Raw genomic sequence first — 25355 nt, forward strand, 5'->3', positions numbered from 1 at the left:
GCTTTTCAGGGTCCTATCCCGGCCCTGAAATTCATGGCGTGTCTTATCCTGATCGAGTCCGCCCTTATGCCTGAAATACCCCGTTTTGCCTGGCGCACCTCGTTGTACTTCATGGCTTTGTTGCCCCTGTATGTCAGCCATGCCAGTGCCGGTGACGAGCGACAACTGGTCCAGGCCATCAATGATTTTCGCGGTCAGCCTCAGCGTTGCGACGCACGTACAAGCAAAATCTCCAGAGCTCTGACGCTCAATGCCGCTGTAGCGCTGCCGATCGATTTCGCCGGCAATTCACGTGATGCGCTCAAGGCATCCGGCTATCAAGCGGTGACCGTCCGCACCATAAGGCTGGTCGGCGCACAGAGCGGCAATGAAGCGTTCGACATGCTCAAAAACCGTTACTGCGGTGCTCTGCTTGATCCGCAATACGCCGACATCGGCGTTACTCAAGCGCGTAACAACTGGCGTGTGGTGCTGGCTAAGCCGTTGATTGACGAAAACCTTGAAGATGCACGATCAACGGGTCGATTGCTCCTGGCACAAGTGAATGCTGCCCGAGCCAAACCGCGTCTGTGTGGCAAGCGACCTTTCCCTTCGGCCAGACCGTTGAGCTGGAACCCAACCCTGGAAATGGCCGCGCAGGGGCACAGTCAGTCGATGGCCAGCGAGAATTACTTTACGCATCGCGGTTTCGATAACGATTCACCGGCCGATCGCGCTCGGGCCGCAGGTTACGGCGGGCGACAGATCGGTGAAAACATCGCCGCAGGGCAGAGCACTGCAAGCAAAGCGATGGCGAGCTGGCTGGCCAGCCCGGGACATTGCGCCAACCTGATGAACCCGATGTTCACCGAAGTCGGCGCGGCCTATGCGACGGGCACGAACACTGATTACGGCGTGTACTGGACCATGCTCTTTGGCGCTCCCTGATTAGCCGAAAAGCCGACTGCAGAAATCGTTTGGCCCGGTCAACGTGACAAGTGCCAGTCAGATGCGTGGCTTTAAGTGTTTTATGGCCGGCATTCAACAGGCACAAAAAAACCCCGCCAGGCAGAGCCTGGCGGGGCTTCGCTTCAAGCTGTGAAAGCCTTAGAGCGCCATGTCACTGGCTGGATTGCTTTTCGCTGGCTGTGCAGCAGGCGTTGGAGCATTGCCTGTCTTGTTCACCGGCGGTGGTGGAGTCAGTTGCAGGACTTCGGCTGTATAAGCCCATTCCTCGGCAACGCGATCCGGGTTGTTGTTCAGCTTGGTGCCGTAGCTAGGTACGATCTGGTGCAGTTTTGCCTGCCATTCCGGAGTCGCTACCTTGTCCTTGAATACTTTCTCAAGCACGCCCAGCATGATCGGTGCTGCAGTCGAGGCACCTGGCGAAGCACCCAGCAGGCCGGCAATGCTGCCGTCCTTGGACGCTACGATTTCGGTACCGAGCTTCAGAACGCCGCCTTTCTCTTCGTCACGCTTGATGATCTGTACGCGCTGACCGGCTTGCATCAGGCGCCAGTCTTCTTTCTTGGCGTTCGGGAAGTACTGCTGCAAAGCAGCGAAGCGATCGTCGTCAGACATCATGACCTGGCCCGCTAGGTATTCGATCAGCGGGTACTGTTCGATACCAACGCGGGTCATCGGCCAGACGTTGTGAGTCGTGGTGCTGGTCAGCAGGTCCAGGTAAGAACCGTTTTTCAGGAACTTCGTCGAGAAGGTCGCGAACGGGCCAAACAGGATCACGCGCTTGCCGTCCAGGACACGGGTGTCCAGGTGAGGAACCGACATGGGTGGCGCGCCAGTCGACGCGATACCATAGGCTTTGCCCATGTGCTGCATGGCCAGGGTCTGGTTGTCGGTAACGAGCCACGAACCGCCGACCGGGAAGCCGCCGTATTCCTTGGCTTCAGGGATACCGGACTCTTGCAGCAGGTGCAGGGCAGCACCGCCGGCGCCGATGAACAGGAACTTGGTGTCGGTTTCGGTGACCGTACCGTCTTTCAGGTTCTTGTACTTGACGCGCCAGGTGCCATCGTCGTTGTGAGTGATGTCATTGACTTCACTCGACAGCTGCAGGTTGAAGTTAGGCTTGGCTTTCAGGGTGGCGACGAACTGGCGAGTGATCTCGCCGAAGTTGACGTCTGTGCCGATCGGGCTCCAGGTCACGGCCAGCTTTTGCGCCGGGTCACGACCTTCCATCATCAACGGTACCCACTTCTTGATCTGCTCGTGGTCTTCGGAGTACTGCATGCCGCTGAACAGCGGGCTGGCCTGCAATGCAGCGTAACGCTTGCGCAGGAACTGGATGTTGTTGTCGCCCCACACAAAGCTCATGTGCGGCGTGGAGTTGATGAACGAACGCGGGTTTTTCAGGACGCCGGTCTTGACCTGCCACGACCAGAACTGACGGGAAATCTGGAACGCTTCGTTGATCTCGATGGCCTTGGAGATGTCGACGTTGCCGTTCTTGTCTTCCGGTGTGTAGTTCAGTTCGGCCAGAGCCGAGTGGCCGGTACCGGCGTTGTTCCAGCCGTTGGAGCTTTCTTCGGCCACGCCATCGAGGCGCTCGACCATTTCCATCGACCAGCTTGGCTCCAGCTCATTGAGCCAGACCGCCAGGGTTGCGCTCATGATGCCGCCGCCGACGAGCAGGACGTCGACTTTCTTGGTTTCAGCCGCCTGCACAGGCATCAAGCCCATGGAAATGGCCAGACCCAGGAGGGCCGTGTTCACTTTTTTAAACATTCTGTCATCCATCTGATAAACGCCATCCGCCGACTACTCCTGAAGAAAAGGGCCTGTCACATGCATCGAAGCCTGCGACAAACGCTCGCACCCACAGGGACTAGAGGTGGACATACAAGGCCAATATAATACCGCTCGAGACCTCAATTTATGTCCTGCTGCGCTGACTTCTTATCATCATTGGATTCAGCGTCATGAGTGACATTTGCTCTGTTGGTGTACTGCGAAGCCCGGGAGTCTTGCCCTGGGTACATTCTGAAGACACACCTGGTCAGCCTGTTCACGGAGTCTGAGACGCCGCATCGGGGCATGGAGGCACGCCTGACGCGCATTTTTTTACACGCGTGCTGCGTCACACCCACGGTGGCACACCGGCAAAGACGCAGCATTTTCGCATAATGTGTGCGTCAGTTGCGAGATGCCATCATCAAATCGGGCGCGAATGCCTTGATTTAGACGCTTCACCACCAGCCTCTGTCTATATCGTCCCGTTTGTCCGCGTCTTTAACCGCTGCTCGAATCAGGGGAACCCAGTCGGCCTAAGCCCTTCGCGTGCGAGCATTTGCACGCGCTGCGCGTGCATTCATGAGCAGCTTTCATAAGGGCGTTTCAATTTGCGTGGCTAATCAGCGCCCCGGCCACCTGCTAGGGTCGACACACGGCTTTAGTGTGCAGTGGCTGCAATCTCTGGATACAGACGCCCGTCAAACAGTTGGAACTTTAGAAGCGCTGACCAGTTAAACACTTAACTGGTGATAGCGTTTTGGCTTTGATCACCCCTGAAAGACCGATGAAAAAAGATGAAGGCAGCGCACCTGTGAGCAGGAATACGCCCAGGCCGCCGACCACACAATAACGCCCGTCGCTCTACAGCTGCGTCGGCTATTACCGAGTGATCCTGATGAATGAACCCAAGAAGCACAAGGAATCTGCTGTGGACAGCAGTGCCGTGCAGCCCTCGCGCCGAAACTTTCTGAAATTCGGTGCTTCCGGCATTGCTGCCGCCACGCTGTCTACCTGGATACCCTCCGACGGCATGCTGCAGGCGGCTCCTGTGGCACCCGTGGTCGAAGACAGTGACGCGCCTGCAGCGGGTGAGCAGCGCATTCAGTTGAAGGTCAATGGTCAGGTGCATACCCTGAACGTTCCGGCCAATGCGGTTCTGCTTGATGTACTGCGTGACCGCCTGCAACTGACTGGCACCAAGAAGGGCTGCGACCACGGCCAGTGCGGTGCCTGCACGCTGCTGGTCAATGGCATTGCGATCAACTCCTGCCTGTCCATTGCTGTCCAGCATCAGGGTGACAGCATCACTACTATCGAAGGCCTGGCCGAGAACGGCACGCTGCATCCGGTTCAGGAAGCGTTCTGGGAGCACGACGCCTACCAGTGCGGTTATTGCACTTCCGGACAGATCATGAGCGCAGTCGCGATTCTCAAGGATCCGAACATTCCCTCCGATGACGCCAGTGTCAGGGAAGCCATGAGTGGCAATATCTGCCGCTGCGGTGCCTATAAAAATATTCTCTCGGCTGTGCAATCTGCACGTTCGAAGATGGGAGGGGCTGCCTGATGCGAACCTTCGATTACGCCCGGGCGGCGTCGCCCGCGCAGGCATTCAGCACCGCGTCGGCTGACGGGCAACGCTTTTATCTGGCGGGTGGCACCACGCTGCTAGACCTCGTCAAACTGGATGTGATGCAGCCGCAGCAACTGGTGGACATCAACCATCTTGCACTTAAGCAGGTCGAGTCTCTGCCCGATGGCCGCTTGCGCATCGGCGCGCTGGTCAGTAATACCGATCTGGCCAGCCACTCCTTGGTACAGCAGCGCTACCCGGTCTTGTCCGAAGCCATTCTCGCGGGCGCTTCAACACAACTGCGTAACAAAGCCACCACTGCCGGCAATGTGATGCAGCGGGTACGCTGCCCGTATTTTCGTGACGGTATTTCAGCTTGTAACAAGCGCCAGCCGGGCTCCGGTTGCGCGGCAATAGGTGGCATGAACCGCAGCGTGCATGCGGTGCTGGGCACCAGTGATCACTGCATCGCAACGCATCCGTCGGACATGTGTGTCGGCATCGCGGCCATTGGCGCACAGGTCACTGTGCAGGGGGCCAACGGTTCTCGGGACATCCCGTATGCCGACTTTCATCTGCTGCCCGGTGACACGCCGCAGCGCGAACATGCGTTGGCAGCTCACGAGCTGATCACTCACGTGACCCTTGACGCGCCACTGTCAGGCGCTCGTTCCTCTTACCTCAAGCTGCGCGATCGCACGTCTTACCAGTTTGCCCTGGCCTCCAGTGCAGTGATTGTGGTGATGGACGGCAAGCGTATTGCCGATGCACGCATCGCCTTAGGTGGTGTGGGGACCAAACCCTGGCGTGCCGTGGAGGCCGAACGCGCGTTGATCGGTCAGCGTGCCGACATGAACACTTTTGTGCAGGTCGCAGAGCTGGCAATGAAGGGCGCACGCGCCTATGAGCACAACGCCTTCAAGATCCCGCTGGGTCAGCAGGTCATTGTCCGCAATCTTCGCGACCTCACGGCCTAGGACATTCTCATGAGTGAAAACATTATTGGTGTGCCGCAGCGTCGCATCGACGGCGGCAAGAAAGTCAGTGGTGAGGCGCGCTATGCCGCCGATCACCCGATGGGCAAAATGCTTTATGCCTATGGCGTCTACAGCACCATCGCCAACGGGCGTGTGGTGGCCATAAAGGATCAGCAGGCCAAGGTGATGCCTGGCGTGGTCGACATCTTTCATCATGGCAACTTTCCCGTGCTGCACCGCACCCCGAATACCAAGCTGAACTTTGCGAAAATGCTTTCGGCGAGCAAGGCAGACGAGCATCGCCTGCCATTCGAGGATGACCGGGTTTATTACCCTGGCCAGTTTGTGGCGCTGGTGGTTGCCGAGAGCTTCGAGCAGGCGAGGGCGGCTGCCTGCCGCGTGAAGGTCGAGTATGACGAGCGCCCGGCGGTCAAGGACCTCGACGAAGGCATGCGTGTCAATGGTGCTCGCGACGGTGGCGCCGGGCATAACCGGGGTAAACCGGACAGCGCATTTGACGGCGCACAAGTTAAGGTCGATCAGACCTACACCACACCGGTCGAAGTGCATAACCCGATGGAGATGCATGCCAGTACCGCGTGGTGGCAGGACGGCAAGCTGTTTGTCTATGAAAGCACCCAGGGTGTGGTCAACCATCGCAACCTGCTGGCCAACGTTTTCGACCTTTCACCCGACCGCGTCGAAGTGCGCGCACCGTTCATAGGCTCCGGTTTTGGCGGCAAACTTTGGCCATGGCCGCATTCTGTGGCGGCTTGTGCCGCTGCCAGAGTCACCGGTCGGCCGGTGCAACTGGTGTTGCCCAGAGCGCAGATGTTTACCACCGTGGGCCATCGTCCTGAAACACGCCAGCGCCTGCGTCTGGCCACCGATGCCAGCGGCAAGCTGGTGTCGATTCGTCATGAGTCGTTCAACAACACCTCGATGCTCGATGACTACACTGAAAACTGCGGTGGCGTGACCAAAAGCCTGTATGCCTGCGATAACGTGATGGTCAGTCACAAGATCAGCCCGATCAACCGCGGGACACCGACTTCCATGCGTGCACCGGGGGCGGCACCGGGGCTGTTTGCGCTGGAATCGGCCATTGACGAAATGGCCCTTGCCAGCGGTATGGACCCGTTGGCATTTCGCAAGCTGAACCTGGCCGACAAGGATCAAAGCGTCGGCTTGCCGTGGTCCAGTAACCACTTGCCGGAAGCCATCGACAAAGCCGCCGAGCGATTTGGCTGGCACGCACGCAAGGCCGATATCGGCTCGATGCGTGAAGGCGACGAAATCATTGGTTACGGCATGGGCGCATGCAACTGGGAGGCCTATCAGGTGCCCACTGATGCGCGAGTCATTCTGCGTTCCGACGGTACTGCCCTTGCTCAGTGTGGTTTGCAGGATATCGGCACCGGAACGTACACGATCGTCGCGCAGACGGTCAGTCAACTGACCGGCATTCCCGTGGAGCGTGTCGAGGTGGAGCTGGGCAGCTCATCTTTCCCCGCGGGCCCTGTGTCCGGTGGTTCGTGGGTCACCGCCAGCGTGATGCCCGCAATTGCCGGGGCTACGCGCGAAGCGTTGCACAAGCTTCGCCAGTACGCTGTGAGCAAGGACGCCGTATTTGCCGGACAGGACGCCGAATCGATCAAGGTCGAGAACGGGCAACTGGTGATGGGCGAGCAGCGCGCCGGTTTCGCCGATGTTTTGAATCGCCAGCGTCTGTCGCGCGCCGAGGGCAACTTCCAGAGCGGCATGCCCGAAGCGGGCAAGTATTCATTCCGCTCTTTTGGTGTGCACTTTGTCGAAGTGCGCTGGGATCCGGGCATCTCCAGCTTGCGTGTATCACGGGTCGTCAGCGCCATCGACGTGGGCAAGGTCGTCAACCCGCTGGCAGCGCGCAATCAGGTGGAGGGGGCCATTGTGATGGGCATCGGCATGGCGTTGTTCGAAGCCGGTGAATACGACCCGCGCAGCGGCATGCCGGTCAATAACAACTATGCAGAGTACGTGGTGCCAGTGCATGCGGATCAGCCCGACATCGACGTCATGTTGCTCGATTACCCGGACTATAACCTGGGCGAGTTCGGAGCGCGGGGCATTGGCGAGATCGGTGTGACCGGGCTTGCAGCGGCGGTCGCCAACGCCGTGTATCACGCGACTGGCAAACGGGTGCGCAGCCTGCCGATCAGCAAGGAAAAACTGATGGCAGGGTTGTAGCAATGAAACAGCTTGATTTGCAGGTCGTACAACAGGCACGTGACTGGCTGGCCAGCGGCAAGGCCGTCTGGCTGTGCACGGTTCTCTCCACATTTGGCTCGGCACCGCGAGGGCCGGGCGCGATGCTGGTGGCCCTGAACTCGGGTGAGCATCGTGGTTCGCTGTCGGGTGGCTGCGTGGAGGAGGACTTTCTCGAACGGGTCGCTGCAGGACAGTTTCAGCCGATCAATCAGGTGGTTCGCTACGGCGACGGCGGGTTCGCGCCAACGCGAGCCTTGCCATGCGGCGGTGTGCTGGATGTGCTGATCGAGTCTATCGCCCCGAGCCCTGAAGCAGATGCACATCTGGGGGCTATCGAGCAAGCGCTCGCCGGACGTGAGTTGGTCAGCAGGCAGGTGCAATTGGGCACTGGCCTGAGAGAGATCGGGCCGGCCACTATGCGCGAAGCGCGTATACACGTGGGCGGCGAGCGCATCAGTATTCGCATGGGCGCAGTGTATCGCGTACTGCTCGCCGGGCTGTCGCCGGTGGCGGAGTTCTGCGCCAGCTTTGCCGTCGCGATGGGCTATGAAGTCATTGTCTGTGACCCGCGTGTCGAGGTGACGTCCGGGTTCTCGATGCCGGGCGTGGAAGTGCGTGGTGTCTTGCCTGCCGTGTTCATTGCCGAAGGGGGCTGTCACAGTTCGACGGCGGTACTGGCGTTGACGCATGATCCGAAACTGGACGATCTGAGCATGCTTGAGGCAGTGCGTACCGAGGCGTTCTACATCGGGGCGATGGGGTCGATGCGCACCAGTAGCAAGCGCCTGGAACGTCTGGGCCGGATCGGCGGGCTGGACGCCGAGGTTCTTGACCGGATCCATGCCCCCATCGGCCTGAACCTGGGCAGCAAGACGCCTGCTGAAATCGCCGTTGCGGTGATGGCTGACATCCTGCGGGTGGCCAACGGTGTCAGTCGTGCCGAGGTGTAAGGTGATGCCGGCAGGCTTCTGCCAGCGCTGACCGGGTGTCGGCGTCGCACAGGATGCCACGGTCATTGCAGTGCAGTACGTCACAGGCTTCGGGGTTGTTCATGATCAGGGCCTTCGCGCCTTGATCGCCTTGCAGCTTCAGCAGCGCTGGCCAGAACTGTCGGCCGATGATTACCGGGTGGCCGCGCTGGCCTTCATGCATCGGCAAGACGATGCGCTGAGGATTGGCTATTCCGGCCAGGTCTTGCAGGGTCTGCGGGTGTATCCACGGCATATCTGCGAGCAGTACCGCCACTGCGTCGGCTGACGACTCCAACACGGCGGCGGTCCCGCTGGCCAGGCTGTGGCCCATGCCCAGGGCTGCGTGTTCACTGCGGATGATTGCTACATCTGCGGGAATACCGAGTGATTCGGTGTCATCGTCCGGACGCAGTATCACCGCTACATGAACGAATGCTTTTCTGGCGTTATCAAGACTTGCCGTCAGCAAAGTACGACCGCAGGGCAGTAGCGCCTGTCGTTTATCCCCCTCAAAACGTCTGCTGCTGCCTGCCGCGAGGACCAGGGCGAACACTTTGGGGTTCTGGCTGTCTATGCTGCTCAATCCGATGCCTCCAAGTGGGTGAAAGGATGCTTGCGGCCGTGCGGTTCAGTGCGGCTGGCGCACGCAGAATGCCTTATTTCGCTGCTCTGCTGGTAGCGGTACGAATCATGTTTCCGAGGGTTTCAAGTGGACAATCACATTCGTCCTGTCGAGCTGGAAAAAGCCTACCGTCTGCTTAACCACGGTCCGACCGTGTTGGTGTCATCCAGCTACGAGGGTACGCACAACGTCATGGCTGCGGCCTGGGCCTGTGCGCTGGACTTTTCGCCGCCGAAGGTCACGCTGGTAATCGACAAGATGACCAAGACCCGCGGGCTGGTGGAGAAGAGTGGCTACTTTGCATTACAGGTGCCCAATCTGGATCAATTGCAGATGACCTTCGACGTCGGCACCCAGAGCAAGGTCTTCACTCCGGACAAGCTGGACAAGGCGAATGTAGACCTGTTCCGCATCGACGGTCACGACTCGCCGCTGGTCGCAGGATGCTCGGCCTGGCTGGTCTGCAAGGTTATTCCCGAGCCGCACAACCAGCAGACCTACGACCTGTTCATTGGCGAAGTGGTGGGGGCCTGGGCCGACGACCGTGTGTTCAACGACGGGCACTGGGAGTTTGAAAAAGCCGACCCGAAATGGCGCAGCCTGCATTATGTCGCGGGCGGGCATTTCTACACGATTGGCGACCCGGCAGTGGTGGACGTTGGCGAGGATTGATTGCGGTGTCTAGCGCTGGATATCGTCACCGGCCATAAAGGCCTCTTCGCAAGCAAGCTCACTCCCGCACAAGCACGAAATGGATTTCGTGGCAGCGAGCTTGCTTGCGAATGCAGACTGCTGTGATCAAACGTTTTTGACCCTCAGTGACGATCCCGCCACACGGTCTGTGCATTGCAGAACTCACGTACGCCAAAGTGCGAAAGCTCACGGCCAAAGCCGCTTTTCTTCACGCCGCCGAAGGTCACGCGCGGGTCTGAAGCGCTGTAACCGTTGATGAACACACCGCCGGTTTCCAGTTCCTCGGTCATACGCTCTGCCATTTGCAGGTCGCGGGTGTAAACCGTTGCGGTCAGGCCGAAGTCGCTGTCGTTGGCCAGTTCCAGTGCGTGCCGGGCATCTCGGGCGGTAATGATCGACGCGACCGGTCCGAACAGTTCCTGCCTGAACGAGGTCATCTGGTCGCTGACATCGCCCAGCACCGTTGGCTCGTAGTAATTGCCCTGGCCCTCTGCCTTTTTGCCACCCATCAACAGCGTTGCCCCCTCGGCCAGGGTGTCCTGAACCTGGGCATCAAGCTCGTCACGTAAATCGAAGCGGGCCATGGGACCGATGTAGGTCTCGCTGGAAAGAGGATCGCCGGTAACCAGTTGACGCGTTTGCTCGACGAACCGGCGGGTGAACTCCTCGACCACACCTTGCTCGATGATCAGCCGCTTTGCAGCAGCACATACCTGGCCAGTGTTCTGGAAACGGCCGATGACCGCAGCCTTTACCGCCTGATCCAGGTCGGCGTCATTGAGCACGATGAAGGGGTCGGAACCTCCCAGCTCCAGCACGCACTTCTTGAGCGCCGCACCGGCCTGAGCACCAATGGCCTGGCCAGCGCGAACACTGCCGGTCAGGGTGACGGCGGCGATGCGCGGGTCGGCAATGGCCTTTGAGACGCATTGTGCGGTCACATTGATCACTTCAAACACACCGTCCGGGAAACCGGCGCGCTTGAAAGCGTCCAGCATCAGATAAGCGCAGCCCATTACATTAGGGGCATGTTTGAGCACGTAGGTATTACCGGCCAGCAACGTCGGAATCGCACCGCGCAGCACTTGCCAGACCGGAAAATTCCATGGCATTACGGCGAGAGTCGGGCCTAGCGGGCGGTACTCGATGCGTGCCTTGTCATCTTCGACCTGAGTCGGCTCAGCCACCAGCATCGCCGGGCCCTGGGCTGCATACCAGTCGCACAACTGTGCGCATTTCTCGACTTCGCCTCTGGCCTGCGCCACGGGCTTGCCCATTTCCCGACTGATCATCCGGGCAATGTTTTCGACGTCGTCGCGCAGAGCCTGGCCCATGGCAACGATCAGTTGTGCACGCTCCTGAACCGGCGTGCGCTTCCAGCCCGCAAAGCCGGCAGCCGCTCGCGAAAGGCTGGCGTCCAGAGCTGCATCGGACTCGAAGGCATAGTGGCCGATCTGTTCGCCTGAGGCAGGGTTGATCGAAATTGCATGGGTATTGCTGTTGACAGTAGTCATTGCGCCATCCTGTTGAGGTGGGAAGTGGGACCAGAATATAGGTGTGCAATGCTTTGCAAAACTGAATAATAATGACCGTATTGTTCATGTTTGGAGAATGAAATGGATCTGGTTCAACTGGAGATATTCAAAGCGGTGGCTGAGCACGGCAGCATCAGCGCCGCCGCGCAGCATATTCATCGCGTGCCCTCGAACCTGACTACGCGCATCAAGCAGTTGGAGCAAGACCTGGGCGTGGACCTGTTCATTCGCGAGAAACATCGTTTACGACTGTCACCTGCGGGCTGGAATTTTCTCGATTACACGCGGCGCATTCTGGATCTGGTACACGAGGCACGGCTTGCAGTCTCGGGTGAAGAGCCGCAAGGACCGTTTTCACTGGGCTCGCTGGAAAGCACGGCTGCTGTGAGGATTCCTGCGCTCCTGGCGGCTTACAACCAGCAAAACGCGAAGGTCGAGCTGGACCTGTCCACCGGGCCGTCCGGAACCATGATTGACGGTGTGCTCGCCGGACGCCTGGTGGCGGCGTTCGTCGACGGCCCTGTCCTGCATCCATCGCTCGACGGCGTGCCCGTGTTCGAAGAGGAAATGGTCATCATCGCGCCTCTCAACCACGCCCCGGTCAAGCGCGGGCGGGATGTGAGCGGGGAAAGTATCTACGCGTTTCGTGCCAACTGCTCATACCGGCACCATTTCGAACGCTGGTTTACCGAGGACGCCGCAGTGCCGGGCAAGATCCACGAAATGGAGTCTTACCACGGCATGCTGGCCTGCGTCAGTGCCGGAGCCGGCCTGGCGCTGATGCCACGCAGCATGCTGGAAAGCATGCCCGGTTGTGCCACGGTCAGTGTCTGGCCGTTGCGCGAAAAATTTCGTTACCTGCACACCTGGCTGATCTGGCGACGAGGCACCGTATCGCGCAGCCTGACCCGCTTTGTAGAGTTACTGGAAGCGCAGGCCAGGCCGTCGAAATCCTGATGAGGCAGTGCCGGCCTCACCGGGCCGCAGACAGCCGCCCGACAATCGCTGCGCCTGCTTCCTGTGTCGAGCATTTGCCGCCCAGATCCGGCGTGACTTCGCCATTGGCGATAGCCTGCTCGATGGCGGTGATGATCTCGTCATGAGCGGCCGTAAAGCGCTCATCGCCCTGACCGAGGAATTCAAGCATCAGCGCGCCTGACCAGATCATGGCAATCGGGTTGGCGATGTTCTTGCCGAAGATATCCGGTGCTGAGCCATGCACCGGCTCGAACAGTGAAGGAAATGTTCGCTCCGGGTTGAGGTTGGCTGACGGCGCAATGCCGATGGTGCCCGCGCACGCCGGGCCGAGGTCGCTGAGGATGTCGCCGAACAGATTGGACGCCACCACCACATCGAAGCGCTCGGGTTGCAGCACAAAGCGCGCGCACAGAATATCGATGTGCTGCTTGTCCCAACTGATGCCAGGATACTGGCTGGCCATGGCCTCGGTGCGCTTGTCCCAGTAAGGCATGCTGATTGCCATGCCATTGGATTTGGTCGCGGAAGTGACATGTTTGCGCTCGCGCTTGCTGGCCATCTCGAAGGCGAACTTGAGAATACGGTCCACACCACGACGGGTGAATACCGATTCTTGCAGGACGAATTCGTTTTCGGTGTTTTCGAACATGATCCCGCCCAGCGACGAGTATTCACCTTCGGTATTTTCCCGGACCACGATGAAATCGATATCGCCCGGTGCGCGATTGGCCAGCGGGCAGGGTACGCCGGGGAACAGCCGCACCGGACGGATATTGGCGTACTGGTCGAATTCGCGGCGAAACTTGAGCAACGAGCCCCACAGGGAGATGTGGTCCGGGACCTTTTCCGGCCAGCCCACGGCACCGAAGAAGATCGAATCGAAGCCTTTGAGTCGTTCGAACCAGTCGTCCGGCATCATCTTGCCGTGTTTCAGGTAGTAGTCGCAGCTGGCCCATTCGAAGTATTCGAATTCCAGTTCCAGTCCGTATTTCGCGGCAGTGGCTTGTACCACACGTACACCTTCCGGCAGCACTTCAAGGCCGATGCCGTCACCGGCAATGGCCGCAATACGCAGTTTCTTGTTGTTCATATGCTGAGTCGATCCATGGGCTGTTTGGGACGGCCCATGTTATAAGCACACGATATAAAGATAATCAGCGAATTAATTGATTGAGAAAACACGAATTGTGAATAATTATCCCAGCCTTGATGACTTGAATGTGTTCATCCATGTGGCGCGACGTTCAAGTTTCATCGGAGCGGCTGACGAGCTGGGCATGTCTGCTGCCTATGTCAGCAAGCGCATCAGGGTCCTGGAGCAGGGCATGGGCGTCGTACTGCTGCACCGCTCGACCCGACAGGTGTCGATCACCGAAGACGGCGAGCGGGTTTACGAGTGGGCCCGAGGCTTGCTGGAGTCGGTACAGCAGATGGGCGAGGAGGTCGCCGCGTTGCACGGCGAGCCCAGCGGTCTGCTACGCGTGGTCAGCAGTCAGGGGTTCGGTCGCCGCTTCGTGGCACCTGCCTTGTCAGAACTGGCGGCGCGTTATCCCAAGCTCGATATACGCCTGGATATTCAGGACCGCCTGGTCGACCTGATCGAGGAAGGCGTCGATCTGGACATCCGCGTGGGCAACGAAATTTCGCCGCATCTGCGTGCCAGGCATCTGGCCAGTAATTGGCGGGTTCTGTGTGCGAGCCCGGCTTATCTGAAACAGTACGGTACGCCGCTGAACCTTGGAGAGCTGTCCAATCACGATTGTCTGGTGATCAAGGAGCGCGACCGGCCGTTCGGCATCTGGCATCTCAATGGGCCACAGGGTGCTGAAACCGTCAAGGTAACGGGCAGCCTTTCCAGCAATCATGGTGAAATCGCCCGCCAGTGGTGTCTGGACGGGCGTGGAGTACTGCTGCGTTCGCTGTGGGATGTGCGCACTGATCTGGCTGAAGGCCGGTTGGTACAGGTCCTGCCGGAATACCGGCAAGATGCGGACATCTGGGCGGTGCATACTTCGCCGTTGATGAGTTCGGCCAAGGTCCGTGTAACAGTGGAGTTTCTGCGCGATTACCTTGCTCTGCATCCGTCCCCGGCAAACCGCTGACCTGCGCAGATCAATGTCAGTGGGCACCAGCCGCCTTGTTCAGATCGCTGTCTGTCCATTCAGTGTAGATACACGCGTCAGCAGCAGCCCAGCGTACCCGCACCGGATCGCCGGCCCTGAGCAGCATGCCGGTCGCTGAAAGCGCTTTGACAGTCATGGCGGTGCCGCCAGTGGTCAGCACTGAACACGTCTGGCTTTCACCGAGGAAAAGCACTTCGGTGACGCTGGCATTGACTTCGTTCCAGCCTGCTTCCAGTGGCGTGGCCGCTGCCTGGGAAACGCTCAGCGCCTGAGCTTTCTCGGGGCGGACCATGAGCAGCACGTCCTGATCGGTCTTGAGGCCCGAGGTCAGGCGAATCGCCAGCGGGCTGCCCTCAAACGTGGCCACGGCGTTGCCCTGGGCTTTAAGCCTGAGGAAGTTGGAGTTGCCCAGAAACGAGGCAACGAACGCATTCGGCGGGTCCTGATACAGGTCATAACCCGATCCCAGGCCAACGATTTTGCCATGACTGAAAATGGCGATGCGCTGAGACAGGCGCATGGCTTCTTCCTGATCGTGGGTCACATAGACAATGGTAATGCCCAGTCGACGATGCAATTGCCGCAGTTCGTCCTGCAGGTCTTCGCGCAGCTTCTTGTCCAGTGCGCCCAGCGGCTCGTCCATCAGCAGGATGCGAGGCTCGTAGACCAGCGCTCTGGCAATGGCTACCCGTTGTTGCTGGCCACCGGACAGCTGCGAAGGGCGGCGATGGGCAAATGCTTCCAGCTGGACCAGTTTGAGCATCGCATCGACTTTCTTCTCGCGTTCGGCGGCAGGCAACTTGCGGATCGCCAGCGGGAACGCAATGTTGTCGCGTACCGACAGGTGCGGGAACAGCGAGTAACGCTGAAACACCATGCCGATGTCGCGCTTGTGCGGCGGGACGTTCACCAGTGACTGGCCGCCCACCAGTATCTCGCCCGAGCTGGGTGTTTCGAAACCGGCAAGCATCGACAGCGTGGTGCTTTTTCCCGAGCCACTGGAGCCCAGGAAGGTCAGGAATTCACCGTTCTGGATGTCCAGGGAAATGTTGTCTACCGCGGCGAAATTCCCGTAATGCTTGTCCAGATTGCACAGGCTGACCAGCGTTTTCTGCTCCTGATGAGGAGGGTTTTTGATCACGGCACTCATGATGTACTCCTGGCTTCGTTGCGACGACGCAGGGTCGCGGCGATGAACATGATCAGCACCGAGAGGGCGATCAGCAGCGTCGAGGCGACAGCGATGACCGGCGTCAGGTCCTGACGCAGCGTGGTCCACATTTTTACGGGAAGGGTTTGCAAGGTCGGACTGGCCATCATCACGCTCAAGACCACTTCGTCCCACGAGACCAGAAACGCAAACAGTGCGCCGGCCATCATGCCCGGACGGATGCCAGGAAAGGTCACTTTGTAAATCGCCTGCAGGCGCGAGGCGCCACAGATTACTGCGGCATCTTCAATGGACTGGTCGAACAGCTTCAGTGAGTTGATGATCGAGATGATGGTGAACGGCAAAGCGACGATCACATGGCTGACGACGAAGGAAAACAGCGTGCCGGTGTAACCGAGCTTGAGAAACAGTGCGTAGACCGCCACGGCGATAATTACCAGCGGCACGATCATTGGCAACGTAAAGACGCCATACAGGAAGTCGCGACCCGGAAAACGGCCGCGTACCAGTGCGAACGCGGTGGGCAGCCCAAGCGCTACCGACACAAGGGTGGTCAGGATCGCGACCTTGAAGCTGGACATGGCAGCCGACATCCAGTCGGGGTTGGAGAAGAACTGCTGGTACCACTTCAGCGTCCAGCCTGGCGGCGGAAACACCAGCCACTGCGATGAACCGAATGACAGCAGAACGATGAACAGGATCGGCAGTAGCAGGAACAGCGCGATCAGAGCAGTAGTGAGGTACAAGCCCGTCCGCAGGCCGGGGCTCATGGCATTGGGAGTCAGGAGCATGGCGGTTTACCTCGCGTTGCTGGCACCGACCGGGGATTCCGGCTGGAGCTTCAGGTAGAAGTAGAACAGCACCAGCGTGATCAGGACCAGCAACGCAGCGGCGGCACTGGCCAGCCCCCAGTTGAGGAACGACTGCACCTGCTGGACGATGAATTCGGGCAGCATCATGTTCTGCGCACCGCCAAGCAGCGCCGGGGTGACGTAGTAACCAAGCGACATCACAAACACCATAAGCCCCCCGGAAAACAGCCCCGGACGGCACAGCGGCAGAAACACCCTGAAGAAATTGGTCCATGGGCTTGCGCCGCAGATCGAGCCTGCCTGCAACACCATCGGATCAATGGTCTGCATGGTTGCCTGCAAGGGCAGGACAATGAACGGGATCATGATGTAGCTCATGCCGATCACTACGCCGGTCAGGTTATGCACCATTTCCAGAGGCTGATCGATGATGCCCATCGCCATCAGCGCTTTGTTGACGACCCCGGACGCCTGCAGCAACACCAGCCAGGAGTAGGTGCGGGCCAGCAGGCTGGTCCACATCGACAACAGCACAATGTTGAGAATCCAGCGTCCCCAGCCGCGCGGCACCAGCGTGATCACCCAGGCCAGCGGGAAGCCCAGAAGCAGGCTGAACAGCGTCACCAGACCGGCCACGGAAAAGGTATTGAGCAGCACCCGCGAGTAGGCCGAGTTGGCAAACAGTTGTTCATAGTTACCAAGGCCCGGCACCGGCTCAAGAACACCTCGCAGCAGCAGTCCGATAAGCGGGGCGAAGAAGAACAGGCCGAGAAAGATCAGCGCCGGAAGCAGGTTGCGGCTGCCCCGCCAGCGCTGAGCAAGGGAAGGGGGGCGCTGCATGCTCGTCGCCTTTTGACTCGCCGCGCCAGGGGTGCCGGACGCACCACTGGCCGGTAAGGATGGACGAGAAGCAGCCGCTGTCATCTTTACTTGACCAGCCATTCGTTCCACCGTGTCGCAATGTCAGCGCCATTCTTGGCCCAGTATGCGAAGTCGAGAGTGATTTGATCGGCAACATGAGCGGTTGGCAGGTTTGGTGCCAGCGTAGAGTCCAGGCGCGCAACGCTCTGAGTGTTTACCGGGGCATAGGCACTGAGGTTGGAGAAGTCGGCCTGGCCCTTGGCGCTGGTTGCGTTGGCAATGAATTTCATCGCAGCATCCTTGTTTTTTGCGCCTTTTGGCACGACCAGAAAATCAGCCATGACCAGGTTCTGCTTCCAGCTCACACCCACGGGGGCGCCGTCCTGTTGCAGGGCATAGACCCGACCGTTCCACATCTGCCCCATCGACACTTCACCGGAGGCCAGCAATTGTTGAGACTGCGCGCCGCCGCCCCACCAGACGATGTCTTTCTTGATGGTGTCGAGTTTTTTGAAGGCACGGTCGAGGTCCAGCGGATACAGCTTATCGGGTGCCACACCGTCGGCCAGCAGAGCCAGTTCAAGTACACCGGGGCTAGGCCATTTATACAGCGAGCGCTTGCCGGGGTAGGTTTTTGTGTCAAACATGGCGGACCAGTCGACCGGTGGCTTGGTGCCCACTTTGCTTTCGTTGTAGCCGAGCACGAAGGAGAAGAAGAACGAACCGGCACCGTGATCGTTTACAAAGCGCTTGTCGATCTCATCACGCTTGATGGTGTTGAAGTCCAGAGGCTCAAGCAGGCCCTCGCTGGCGGCGCGCAAGGCAAAGTCTGCTTCGACGTCGACCACGTCCCATTGAACGTTGCCGCTTTCGACCATGGCCTTGAGTTTGCCGTAGTCGGTGGGGCCGTCCAGCACCACCGTGATGCCGCTGGCCTTGCTGAATGGAGTCGCCCAGGCTTCTTTCTGGAAGTCCTGAGTGGAACCGCCCCAGCTCACGAAGTTGACGCTCTCGGCGGCGACGGCGGCGCAGCTCGAAAAAGCCAGCACGCTAGCCGCCAGGACTGCTGTTGCACGTTTGTTCAACACCATTTTCACGCCCTCATTTGTTGTGTTTTGAGCGGGCTTTTCTTGCCCGCGTAATCGGGAGCAGTAGGTCCAGTGGGCCTTGAAGCCTGGTACGGGTCAGGTGCTGTTATTAGTGCTGTCCCTTGCAGGGCGCGTCTGACCGAATCTTGTATTTATGGAATGTCATATTATGGTATTCCAAACTTTCTGCAAGCATTTTGCCCCGCCAAAATGCCTTCACTGAGTGTTTTTATGGCAAATACATGCAGCTGCTGACGATAGGTAACAGGGGCTGTCTGCGGAGTTTTTTCAGGTCAGCCGGGAAACGGAATACTTTCAATCACTTCCAGATCGTAGCCGGTCAAGCCTGCGTATTTCAGTGGCGGACCGAGATGGCGCAGCTTGCCGACACCCAGATCCTGCAAGATCTGTGCGCCGGTGCCGACCTCGGAGTAGATGCGTGATTGCGAGCGGGTGTATTGGCGAGGCGGCTGGGTAAGATGCGGAATGCGCTCAAGCAGCGCTTGGGATGACTCGTGATTGGCGAGCACGACGACCACCCCGTGACCTTCTTCTGCGACGCGTTGCAGTGCGGCCCAGAGTGTCCAGTTGGCCGGACCGGTGTATTCGGCACCGACCAGGTCGCGCAGCGGGTCGACTACATGCACGCGCACCAGGGTCGTTTCGTCGCGGCGTATATCGCCCATCACCATCGCCATGTGCACGCCGCCTTCAATGCGGTCTTCATAGCTGAACAGGCGGAAGATGCCGTGGACTGTCGGCAGTTCGCGCTCGCCGATCCTCACGATGGTGTGTTCGGTGCTCAGTCGGTAATGGATCAAGTCGGCGATGGTGCCGATACGAATGCCGTGCTTCTCGGCGAACAGTTCCAGGTCCGGCCTTCTTGCCATGCTGCCGTCGTCATTCATGACTTCGACGATGACCGACGCGGGCGTAAAACCGGCCAGCCTGGCCAGGTCGCAACCGGCTTCAGTATGTCCGGCGCGGGTCAGCACACCGCCGTCGCGCGCGCGTAAAGGGAAGATATGGCCTGGCTGCACCAGGTCTTCAGGCACTGCATCCGGATTGACTGCGGCCTGGACGGTGCGTGCGCGATCTGCCGCGCTGATGCCGGTCGTGACGCCCGTTGTGGCTTCGATGGACACTGTGAACGCAGTGGCGAATACACTGCCGTTGCTTGGCACCATCTGTTCCAGGCCCAGACGCTGACAATGCTCGTCGGTCAGTGTCAGGCAGATCAGCCCACGTGCTTCCCGGGCCATGAAGCTGATCGCCTGTGCCGAACAGCAATCGGCGGCGAGCAGCAGGTCGCCTTCGTTTTCCCGGTCCTCATCGTCGACCAGCAACACCATCCTGCCCTGGCGGTAGTCTTCAATGATGTCTTCGATACGATCAAATGCCATGTTCAGTATCCCGGTTTTATGATTGGATGGATCGTGGTATACCATAAGACAGAATATTTCACAGATTCCCCATCATTGAAACAGTGAGATCGCGATGAAGGCTTATTGGATTGCACACGTCGATGTAACCGACCCTCTGCAGTACAGCGAATACACCCGGCGTGCCCCAGCAGCGTTCGAGCTGTTTGGTGGCAGGTTTCTGGCAAGAGGCGGGCGTTCCGAGGCGGCGGAAGGGCGCAACACACCGCAGCGCACGGTGATCATCGAATTCGAGTCGTATGAAAAGGCAGTGGCCTGTTATCAGTCGCCCGAGTATCAGAATGCAATGAGCCACCGGCAAGGCGCGGCAAAAGCCGAGATCGTGATAGTAGAAGGGCAGCCTTGATCACGAGCCGGAAGCACAATCCAGGCAAGCATCGGACGGCTTCGCTTTTAGCTACCGTGGCGCTGCGCTTTTACCTGATAAAGTGGACTTTGCCGGTGTCATCGTTGCCGATGTAGATGCCGTAGACCCCCGCCTGGCGCTCTTCGATGTAACGTTCCAGTATCTGGCGGATGGCGGGGTAATAGATGCTGTCCCAAGGGATGTCTTCGGCGGCGAAGAATGTGCAGTCGCGGGTTTCCGGGCCGAAATGGCCGGTGACTTCCAGCGCGATGGCGCGGAACACGATGTAGACTTCGCTGATTTGCGGCACGCTGAATATGGAATAGGGCGAGAGGATTTCGGCGCGCACTCCGGTTTCTTCCCAGACTTCGCGTAACGCTGCCTGCTCGGTCGTTTCGCCGCTTTCCATGAACCCGGCCGGCAGAGTCCAGGTGCCGGGGCGCGGCGGTATGGCGCGCTGGCAGAGCAGATACTTGCCTTCCTGCTCGATGATGCAGCCGGCAATGATCTTCGGGTTCACGTAATGAATGTACTGGCATGCACTGCATACCAACCGCGTGTGGGTATCGCCCTCGGGGACGCGCTGAATCAGGTCAGCGCAACCGCACTGAGGGCAGAAGCGCGGTGAGGCCATGTCAGCGCCCTATGCGGGGTTCTTTGAGTGCGACGGGCGCGACGATGTCGCGGACTTTGGTGTCTTCGTCCTGCTTGGATTTCAAGTATTCCAGCGCGACGCGTGCAGCATTGCGGACATGGTCGACCGAGGCCTGATGCGCGGCCAGAGGGTCGCCGCTCTTGATGGCCTCGACCATGAGTTCCATTTCCTTGTTGCTGGCACCGCGACGGTTTTCCTGTGAGACCGAGGTGGCGCGCAGGTAGCTGATGCGCGCCTGCAACTGGCGCAACTGGGTAGCGGCAACGTGATTGCCCGAGCCTTCCAGCAGTACATCGTAGAAGCCCTGGACCGAATCGATGACTTGCTGCAGTTCGCCTTCCTTGAGCGCCTGGCGATTCTCCTCCAGGGCTTTTTCGAGCGCGCGGATGTCCTTGGGTCTGGCACGCAGGGTGAACAGTTGAACGATCAGCCCCTCCAGTACGCACCGCAGCTCATAGATATCGCATGCGTCTGCCAATGTGATGATGGCCACACGCGGACCTTTGGCATCGGCGAATTCGACCAGTCCTTCCGATTCCAGATGACGCAGCGCCTCGCGTACCGAGGTGCGGCTGACACCCAGACGGTCACACAGATCACGCTCGACCAGACGATCTCCCGGCAGCAGCTGAAAGTTCATGATCGCGCTGCGCAGCTTGTCCAGCACGATCTCCCGCAGGGTGACGGGGTTGCGGTTGACCTTGAAGGTGTCGTCGAGAGGCAGGCGTTTCATCGGGTGTGCTCGGAATGGGGCTGTCAAAGTAAAAACGTGACTGAAAACAATGTCTCGCTCATGTCGGCAGCCCGGGAATCACGAGACTGCTGCATGGCCCGGAGGTGTGAACCGGGATCGCGGCGGAGTTTATCACGCCGATGCCTGCAACCACCAAAACAGCCCCGCGCAGTCATCAGACGATGGCTGGCAGTGCGCCCATCTTGCCGCGGTGATACACCATCGGGGTGACCGGTATTGCAGGCAATATCAGGTTTTTAACCGCGCCGACAATGATTGCGTGATCGCCGCCGTCGTATTCGCGCCACAGCTCGCACTCAATGATGGCCGTCGCCTTGCCCAGCAGCGGATTGCCCAGCTCGCTCAGGTGCCACTCGATGCCCTTGGTCTTGTCCTTGCCCTTGCTGGCGAATGCATAGGCTTCAACCTGTTGATCGGCAGACAACAGGTGAATGGCGAACTTTTTGCTGTCACGCAGCACCGGGTAAGTGTCCGATGCGTAGTTGGGGCAAAACAGCACCAGTGCCGGGTCGATGGACAGCGCACTGAACGCGCTGGCAGTGATACCGACCAGATTGCCCTGTGGGTCCAGCGTGGTGACGATGGTCACGCCCGAAGGGAATGACGCCATGACTTCTTTGTAAATACCGGGTTCGATCATCGCAGCGGCCTCGTTAACGCATGACAAATGGATCAGGCATGGGGGCCTGCGAAAGGTTGATCCACACCGTTTTCAGTTCGGTGTAGGCCAGTACAGAGTCTATCCCGCTCTCACGGCCGTAGCCGCTGTTTTTGAAACCTCCGATTGGCGCCATGGCCGATACGGCACGATAGGTATTGACCCAGACGATCCCCGAGCGAATATCGCGCGCCAATCGGTGTGCGCGACCCAGGTCGCGTGTCCAGATTCCTGCGGCGAGTCCGAACCGGGAGTCGTTGGCAATGGCCAGCGCTTCGGCTTCATCCTTGAAACGAATCACCGATGCAACGGGACCAAACACCTCTTCCTGCATGATTTTCATCGAGTTATGGTCGCACTCGAACAGCGTAGGTTCGTAGAACCAGCCGTTGTTGTCCAGCTCCGGGCGCTTGCCGCCCAGACGCAGGCGTGCACCTTCGGCCAGCGCATCAGCCACCAGACCTTCCACGACGGCCAGTTGCTGGGCCGTGGCCATCGGTCCCATTTCAGTCGTTTCATCCTGCGGATTGCCAATACGAATGCGGCTGGCGCGCTCTGCCAGTCGCTCGACGAACTCATCGTAGATTTCTTCCTGCACCAGCAGCCGCGAGCCGGAAACGCAACTTTGTCCGGAAGCGGCATAGATGCCTGCGACGGCACCGTTGATGGCGCTGTCCAGATCGGCATCGGCGAAGATGATATTCGGTGATTTTCCGCCCAGTTCCAGTGACAGTCTGGCGAAATTCTCTGCGCTGCTGCGTACCACGTGGCGTGCAGTGGCCGCGCCCCCGGTGAAGGCGATTTTACGCACCAGCGGATGGCGGGTCAGGGCAGCTCCAGTGGTCGGTCCGAAACCGGTGATGACGTTGACCACGCCGGGCGGTATGCCTGCTTCAAGTGCCAGACGTGCCAGCTCCAGCACCGTGGCCGAGGCGTGTTCCGACGGCTTCAGCACGATGGTGTTGCCGGCAGCCAGCGCCGGGGCCAGCTTGATGGCGGTCAGATAAAGCGGGCTGTTCCACGGAATGATCCCGGCCACCACGCCCATTGCTTCGTGCACGGTGTAGGCGAACAGGTCCGGCTTGTCGAGGGGCAGGGTGCCGCCTTCGAGCTTGTCCGCCAGCCCTGCGGTGTAATGAAAGAACTCCGGCAGGTAGCTGACCTGGCCTCGTGTTTCGCGAATCAGTTTGCCGTTGTCACGGCTTTCCAACTGCGCCAGTTGCTCTTTGTTTTCAGCGATCAGATCGCCCAACCGGCGTAGCAGCTTGCCCCGTGCGGTCGCGGTCAGGCTGCGCCACGCTACGCTCTCGAACGCTTTCTGCGCAGCCTGCACAGCCCGGTCGACATCGGCTTCGTCGGCGTCGGGCAACTGAGCCCACGGTTCGGCCAGTGCCGGGTTGAGGCTGTCGAACGTCTTGCCGGACAGTGCATCGACCCATTGACCGTCAATGCACATCTGAAAGCGGGTAAGGCTCATGCAACAATCCCCTTGATCGAGTTTTGGACAGTCGCCGACTTGTCGAGACCGATTTTCTCGAAGAAATCGAGTAACACCTGATTGACCAGGCGCGGTGATTCAACCGGCATCATGTGGCGTTGATCGGGCAGTATCGCGACCTCGGCACCCTGGATGCGCATGGCCAGTTCGCGGGCCATTTCAGGAGTTGACCCAGGGTCAAGTTCGCCTGTGGCGATCAACGTCGGTACGCGAATATCGCCCAGATCCTCGGCGCGGTACATGTCCTGAGTGGCGAACAGTTTGTACGTGGTCAGGTAGCCTTGCGGATCGTTGCTGGCCAGATTCTGTCGAATGGCAGCGATTTGCGCCGGGTTGGCCGCCTGATATTCACGGCTGAACCAGCGCGACAGCGCCTCGCCTGCGTTGGCGTCCGGACCGTGCTCCGCGGCCTGGCTGGTACGGGCAATGACGCCTGCACGCTGTTCCGGACTGCGATTGAACACGCTATTGAGGATCACCAGCGCCGACAGATGCTGTGGGAACTCCAGCGCAAACGCGCGTGCCACCAGCCCGCCCATCGAAAAACCGATGACCGCCGCCCCGGGCAATTGCAAATGCTCCAGAAGCTCACGCAATTGTTCGGCATAGCCCGGCAGGCCGGTGTCAGGATCAGGACGGGGGCTGGCACCGTGGCCGAGCATGTCATAGGCAATGACCTGGTAATGCGAGGCCAGCCCGACGATCTGGCCCCCCCACATTTCCTTGTTCAGGCCCACTCCGTGAATCAACACCACGGGGTGGCCTTGGCCGGTCGCCAGATAGCTGGTACCCGCCGGGGTGTGTTCAGCGGTGAGCTGAATCATGGATCGCTCCTGCACAGACATTCAGAGGAATGGATCAATGAGCCGTTATGGATTACTGAGCCTTTTCGGCGGCCAGTTCTTCCAGGTCGATGTAGCGATTGCCGATGCGCGGGTGCAAGCGTCCACCATTGGCCGCGCCGAGGACGACGACAATTTCATCTGCGCGCGGTGAGTCCTCGATATGCATTTCCAGGGTGATGTAGTGCGAGCGCAATCCTTCATCGTCCTTGTGCATCATCGGAATCTGAATGGACGTGCCGGGGCCACCGCGTTTGTTGGTAAAACTCAGGTAGCTCTTGGCTTTTACGGCTTCACGGTAGTGATTGCCAAAGCGCAAGGTATGGATCACTGCCGACGCATGTTCGATTTCACCGTCCGCGCCGACGACCGCAGCCTTGCCGTAGGCCTCGATCTTGTCCGCTCCGCCAATCGCATCAGTAAGACGCTTGACCATCAGCTCGCCGAGTTCGGAGCAATTGGCGCGAATTTCCGGCTTCAGGTCTTCGACAAACCCGCGGCCCGACCACGGGTTTTTGATGACTGCCGCGAGCCCGGTCATGGTGACTGGTTTGTCAGTAGCCTTTGCGCCTTCGATGAAGGTTTCTTCGGTGTACGTAACGATCTTGCGAATTTCAAAGCTCATGAACGACTCCTGAGGCGAGCGCTATTGTATTTCGTATGATGGTATACCATAAGATTGTGCGTGCAAATGCTTTATTTGCTGTGCGCCGCAGGGCAGTGAAACGGCTGATCGGGCTTGAATCGTCGAGTGCGCGTCGCTCTGCGCAGCGTCTGGT

At 59.3% G+C, this 25355-nt stretch carries 24 protein-coding genes; 9 read left to right on the forward strand and 15 right to left on the reverse strand.

Annotated elements, in window-relative coordinates:
* Window positions 1-66: 66 nt before the first annotated feature.
* Complete coding sequence (locus ALO80_RS09325; protein WP_055008787.1) at window positions 67-927, forward strand: CAP domain-containing protein; 861 nt, start codon at window positions 67-69, stop codon at window positions 925-927.
* Between the two features lie 159 nt (window positions 928-1086).
* On the opposite strand, the gene mqo is transcribed toward ALO80_RS09325, so the two are convergent.
* On the reverse strand, window positions 1087-2724 hold the full coding sequence (gene mqo / locus ALO80_RS09330; protein ID WP_055008872.1) for a malate dehydrogenase (quinone): 1638 nt from the start codon (window positions 2722-2724) through the stop codon (window positions 1087-1089).
* A gap of 901 nt (window positions 2725-3625) precedes the next feature.
* Here mqo and ALO80_RS09335 point away from each other — a divergent pair.
* The 4 genes from ALO80_RS09335 to ALO80_RS09350 are packed head-to-tail and all read left to right on the forward strand — an operon-like array spanning window position 3626 to window position 8477.
* Entirely contained in the window at window positions 3626-4297 is a 672-nt protein-coding gene (locus ALO80_RS09335; RefSeq protein WP_055008788.1) for a (2Fe-2S)-binding protein, read from the forward strand.
* The gene (locus tag ALO80_RS09340) at window positions 4297-5280 is read left to right on the forward strand and encodes an FAD binding domain-containing protein (protein ID WP_055008789.1); all 984 of its coding nucleotides are present in this window, start codon (window positions 4297-4299) and stop codon (window positions 5278-5280) included. The genes ALO80_RS09335 and ALO80_RS09340 overlap by 1 nt, the downstream gene beginning before the upstream one ends.
* A gap of 9 nt (window positions 5281-5289) precedes the next feature.
* Complete coding sequence (locus tag ALO80_RS09345; RefSeq protein WP_055008790.1) at window positions 5290-7506, forward strand: xanthine dehydrogenase family protein molybdopterin-binding subunit; 2217 nt, start codon at window positions 5290-5292, stop codon at window positions 7504-7506.
* A 2-nt stretch (window positions 7507-7508) separates the two neighbouring features.
* The gene (locus ALO80_RS09350) at window positions 7509-8477 is read left to right on the forward strand and encodes an XdhC family protein (RefSeq protein ID WP_055008791.1); all 969 of its coding nucleotides are present in this window, start codon (window positions 7509-7511) and stop codon (window positions 8475-8477) included.
* On the opposite strand, the gene ALO80_RS09355 is transcribed toward ALO80_RS09350, so the two are convergent.
* Window positions 8458-9081 (reverse strand): nucleotidyltransferase family protein, encoded by a 624-nt coding sequence (locus tag ALO80_RS09355; RefSeq protein ID WP_055008792.1) that lies wholly within the window; start codon window positions 9079-9081, stop codon window positions 8458-8460. The genes ALO80_RS09350 and ALO80_RS09355 overlap by 20 nt on opposite strands.
* 126 nt (window positions 9082-9207) lie before the next feature.
* Between ALO80_RS09355 and ALO80_RS09360 the strand changes: the two genes are divergently transcribed.
* Window positions 9208-9792 carry a flavin reductase family protein gene (locus ALO80_RS09360; protein ID WP_054984842.1) on the forward strand — a complete coding sequence of 195 codons (585 nt, stop codon included), beginning with the start codon at window positions 9208-9210 and terminating at the stop codon, window positions 9790-9792.
* 143 nt (window positions 9793-9935) lie between these two features.
* Here ALO80_RS09360 and ALO80_RS09365 read toward each other — a convergent pair whose 3' ends face one another.
* Window positions 9936-11327, reverse strand: coding sequence for an aldehyde dehydrogenase family protein (locus tag ALO80_RS09365; RefSeq protein WP_055008793.1), 1392 nt, complete (start codon window positions 11325-11327; stop codon window positions 9936-9938).
* A 102-nt stretch (window positions 11328-11429) separates the two neighbouring features.
* On the opposite strand from ALO80_RS09365, the gene ptrR reads away from it, so the two are divergent.
* Entirely contained in the window at window positions 11430-12305 is an 876-nt protein-coding gene (gene ptrR / locus ALO80_RS09370; RefSeq protein WP_055008794.1) for a putrescine utilization regulator PtrR, read from the forward strand.
* Window positions 12306-12321: 16 nt separating this feature from the next.
* On the opposite strand, the gene ALO80_RS09375 is transcribed toward ptrR, so the two are convergent.
* Window positions 12322-13416 carry a tartrate dehydrogenase gene (locus tag ALO80_RS09375; protein WP_055008795.1) on the reverse strand — a complete coding sequence of 365 codons (1095 nt, stop codon included), beginning with the start codon at window positions 13414-13416 and terminating at the stop codon, window positions 12322-12324.
* 97 nt (window positions 13417-13513) lie between these two features.
* On the opposite strand from ALO80_RS09375, the gene ALO80_RS09380 reads away from it, so the two are divergent.
* A complete protein-coding gene (locus ALO80_RS09380) occupies window positions 13514-14428 on the forward strand; it encodes a LysR substrate-binding domain-containing protein (RefSeq protein WP_055006817.1) in 915 nt (304 codons plus the stop codon).
* 16 nt (window positions 14429-14444) lie between these two features.
* Here the strand turns inward: ALO80_RS09380 and ALO80_RS09385 are convergent, their stop codons facing one another.
* From ALO80_RS09385 to ribBA, 5 genes are all read right to left on the reverse strand, one after another.
* Window positions 14445-15599, reverse strand: coding sequence for an ABC transporter ATP-binding protein (locus ALO80_RS09385; RefSeq protein WP_055008796.1), 1155 nt, complete (start codon window positions 15597-15599; stop codon window positions 14445-14447).
* On the reverse strand, window positions 15596-16411 hold the full coding sequence (locus tag ALO80_RS09390; protein ID WP_055006819.1) for an ABC transporter permease: 816 nt from the start codon (window positions 16409-16411) through the stop codon (window positions 15596-15598). Before ALO80_RS09390 ends, ALO80_RS09385 begins: the two co-directional genes overlap by 4 nt.
* Window positions 16412-16417: 6 nt before the next feature.
* The gene (locus tag ALO80_RS09395) at window positions 16418-17374 is read right to left on the reverse strand and encodes an ABC transporter permease (protein ID WP_083493217.1); all 957 of its coding nucleotides are present in this window, start codon (window positions 17372-17374) and stop codon (window positions 16418-16420) included.
* Complete coding sequence (locus ALO80_RS09400; protein ID WP_055008798.1) at window positions 17359-18384, reverse strand: ABC transporter substrate-binding protein; 1026 nt, start codon at window positions 18382-18384, stop codon at window positions 17359-17361. Before ALO80_RS09400 ends, ALO80_RS09395 begins: the two co-directional genes overlap by 16 nt.
* A 290-nt stretch (window positions 18385-18674) precedes the next feature.
* Window positions 18675-19784: a bifunctional 3,4-dihydroxy-2-butanone-4-phosphate synthase/GTP cyclohydrolase II gene (gene ribBA / locus ALO80_RS09405; protein WP_055008799.1), complete on the reverse strand. Its 1110-nt coding sequence runs from the start codon at window positions 19782-19784 to the stop codon at window positions 18675-18677.
* A 94-nt stretch (window positions 19785-19878) separates the two neighbouring features.
* Here ribBA and ALO80_RS09410 point away from each other — a divergent pair, with 94 nt between their 5' ends.
* Window positions 19879-20169 carry a DUF1330 domain-containing protein gene (locus tag ALO80_RS09410; protein ID WP_055006822.1) on the forward strand — a complete coding sequence of 97 codons (291 nt, stop codon included), beginning with the start codon at window positions 19879-19881 and terminating at the stop codon, window positions 20167-20169.
* Between the two features lie 70 nt (window positions 20170-20239).
* Here ALO80_RS09410 and ALO80_RS09415 read toward each other — a convergent pair whose 3' ends face one another.
* The 6 genes from ALO80_RS09415 to ALO80_RS09440 form a co-directional block, all read right to left on the reverse strand.
* Complete coding sequence (locus tag ALO80_RS09415) at window positions 20240-20803, reverse strand: NUDIX hydrolase (RefSeq protein ID WP_055008800.1); 564 nt, start codon at window positions 20801-20803, stop codon at window positions 20240-20242.
* Window position 20804: 1 nt separating this feature from the next.
* Window positions 20805-21557, reverse strand: coding sequence for a GntR family transcriptional regulator (locus ALO80_RS09420; RefSeq protein ID WP_054984830.1), 753 nt, complete (start codon window positions 21555-21557; stop codon window positions 20805-20807).
* 175 nt (window positions 21558-21732) lie between these two features.
* Complete coding sequence (locus ALO80_RS09425; protein ID WP_054984829.1) at window positions 21733-22218, reverse strand: flavin reductase family protein; 486 nt, start codon at window positions 22216-22218, stop codon at window positions 21733-21735.
* Window positions 22219-22231: 13 nt separating this feature from the next.
* Complete coding sequence (locus ALO80_RS09430) at window positions 22232-23713, reverse strand: aldehyde dehydrogenase (protein WP_055008801.1); 1482 nt, start codon at window positions 23711-23713, stop codon at window positions 22232-22234.
* The gene (locus tag ALO80_RS09435) at window positions 23710-24558 is read right to left on the reverse strand and encodes an alpha/beta fold hydrolase (protein ID WP_055008802.1); all 849 of its coding nucleotides are present in this window, start codon (window positions 24556-24558) and stop codon (window positions 23710-23712) included. Before ALO80_RS09435 ends, ALO80_RS09430 begins: the two co-directional genes overlap by 4 nt.
* A 52-nt stretch (window positions 24559-24610) precedes the next feature.
* Window positions 24611-25201: an amino acid synthesis family protein gene (locus tag ALO80_RS09440; protein ID WP_054984826.1), complete on the reverse strand. Its 591-nt coding sequence runs from the start codon at window positions 25199-25201 to the stop codon at window positions 24611-24613.
* Between the last annotated feature and the right edge of the window lie 154 nt (window positions 25202-25355).

The organism is Pseudomonas caricapapayae (assembly GCF_001400735.1).
GTDB classification, from domain to species: domain Bacteria; phylum Pseudomonadota; class Gammaproteobacteria; order Pseudomonadales; family Pseudomonadaceae; genus Aquipseudomonas; species Aquipseudomonas caricapapayae.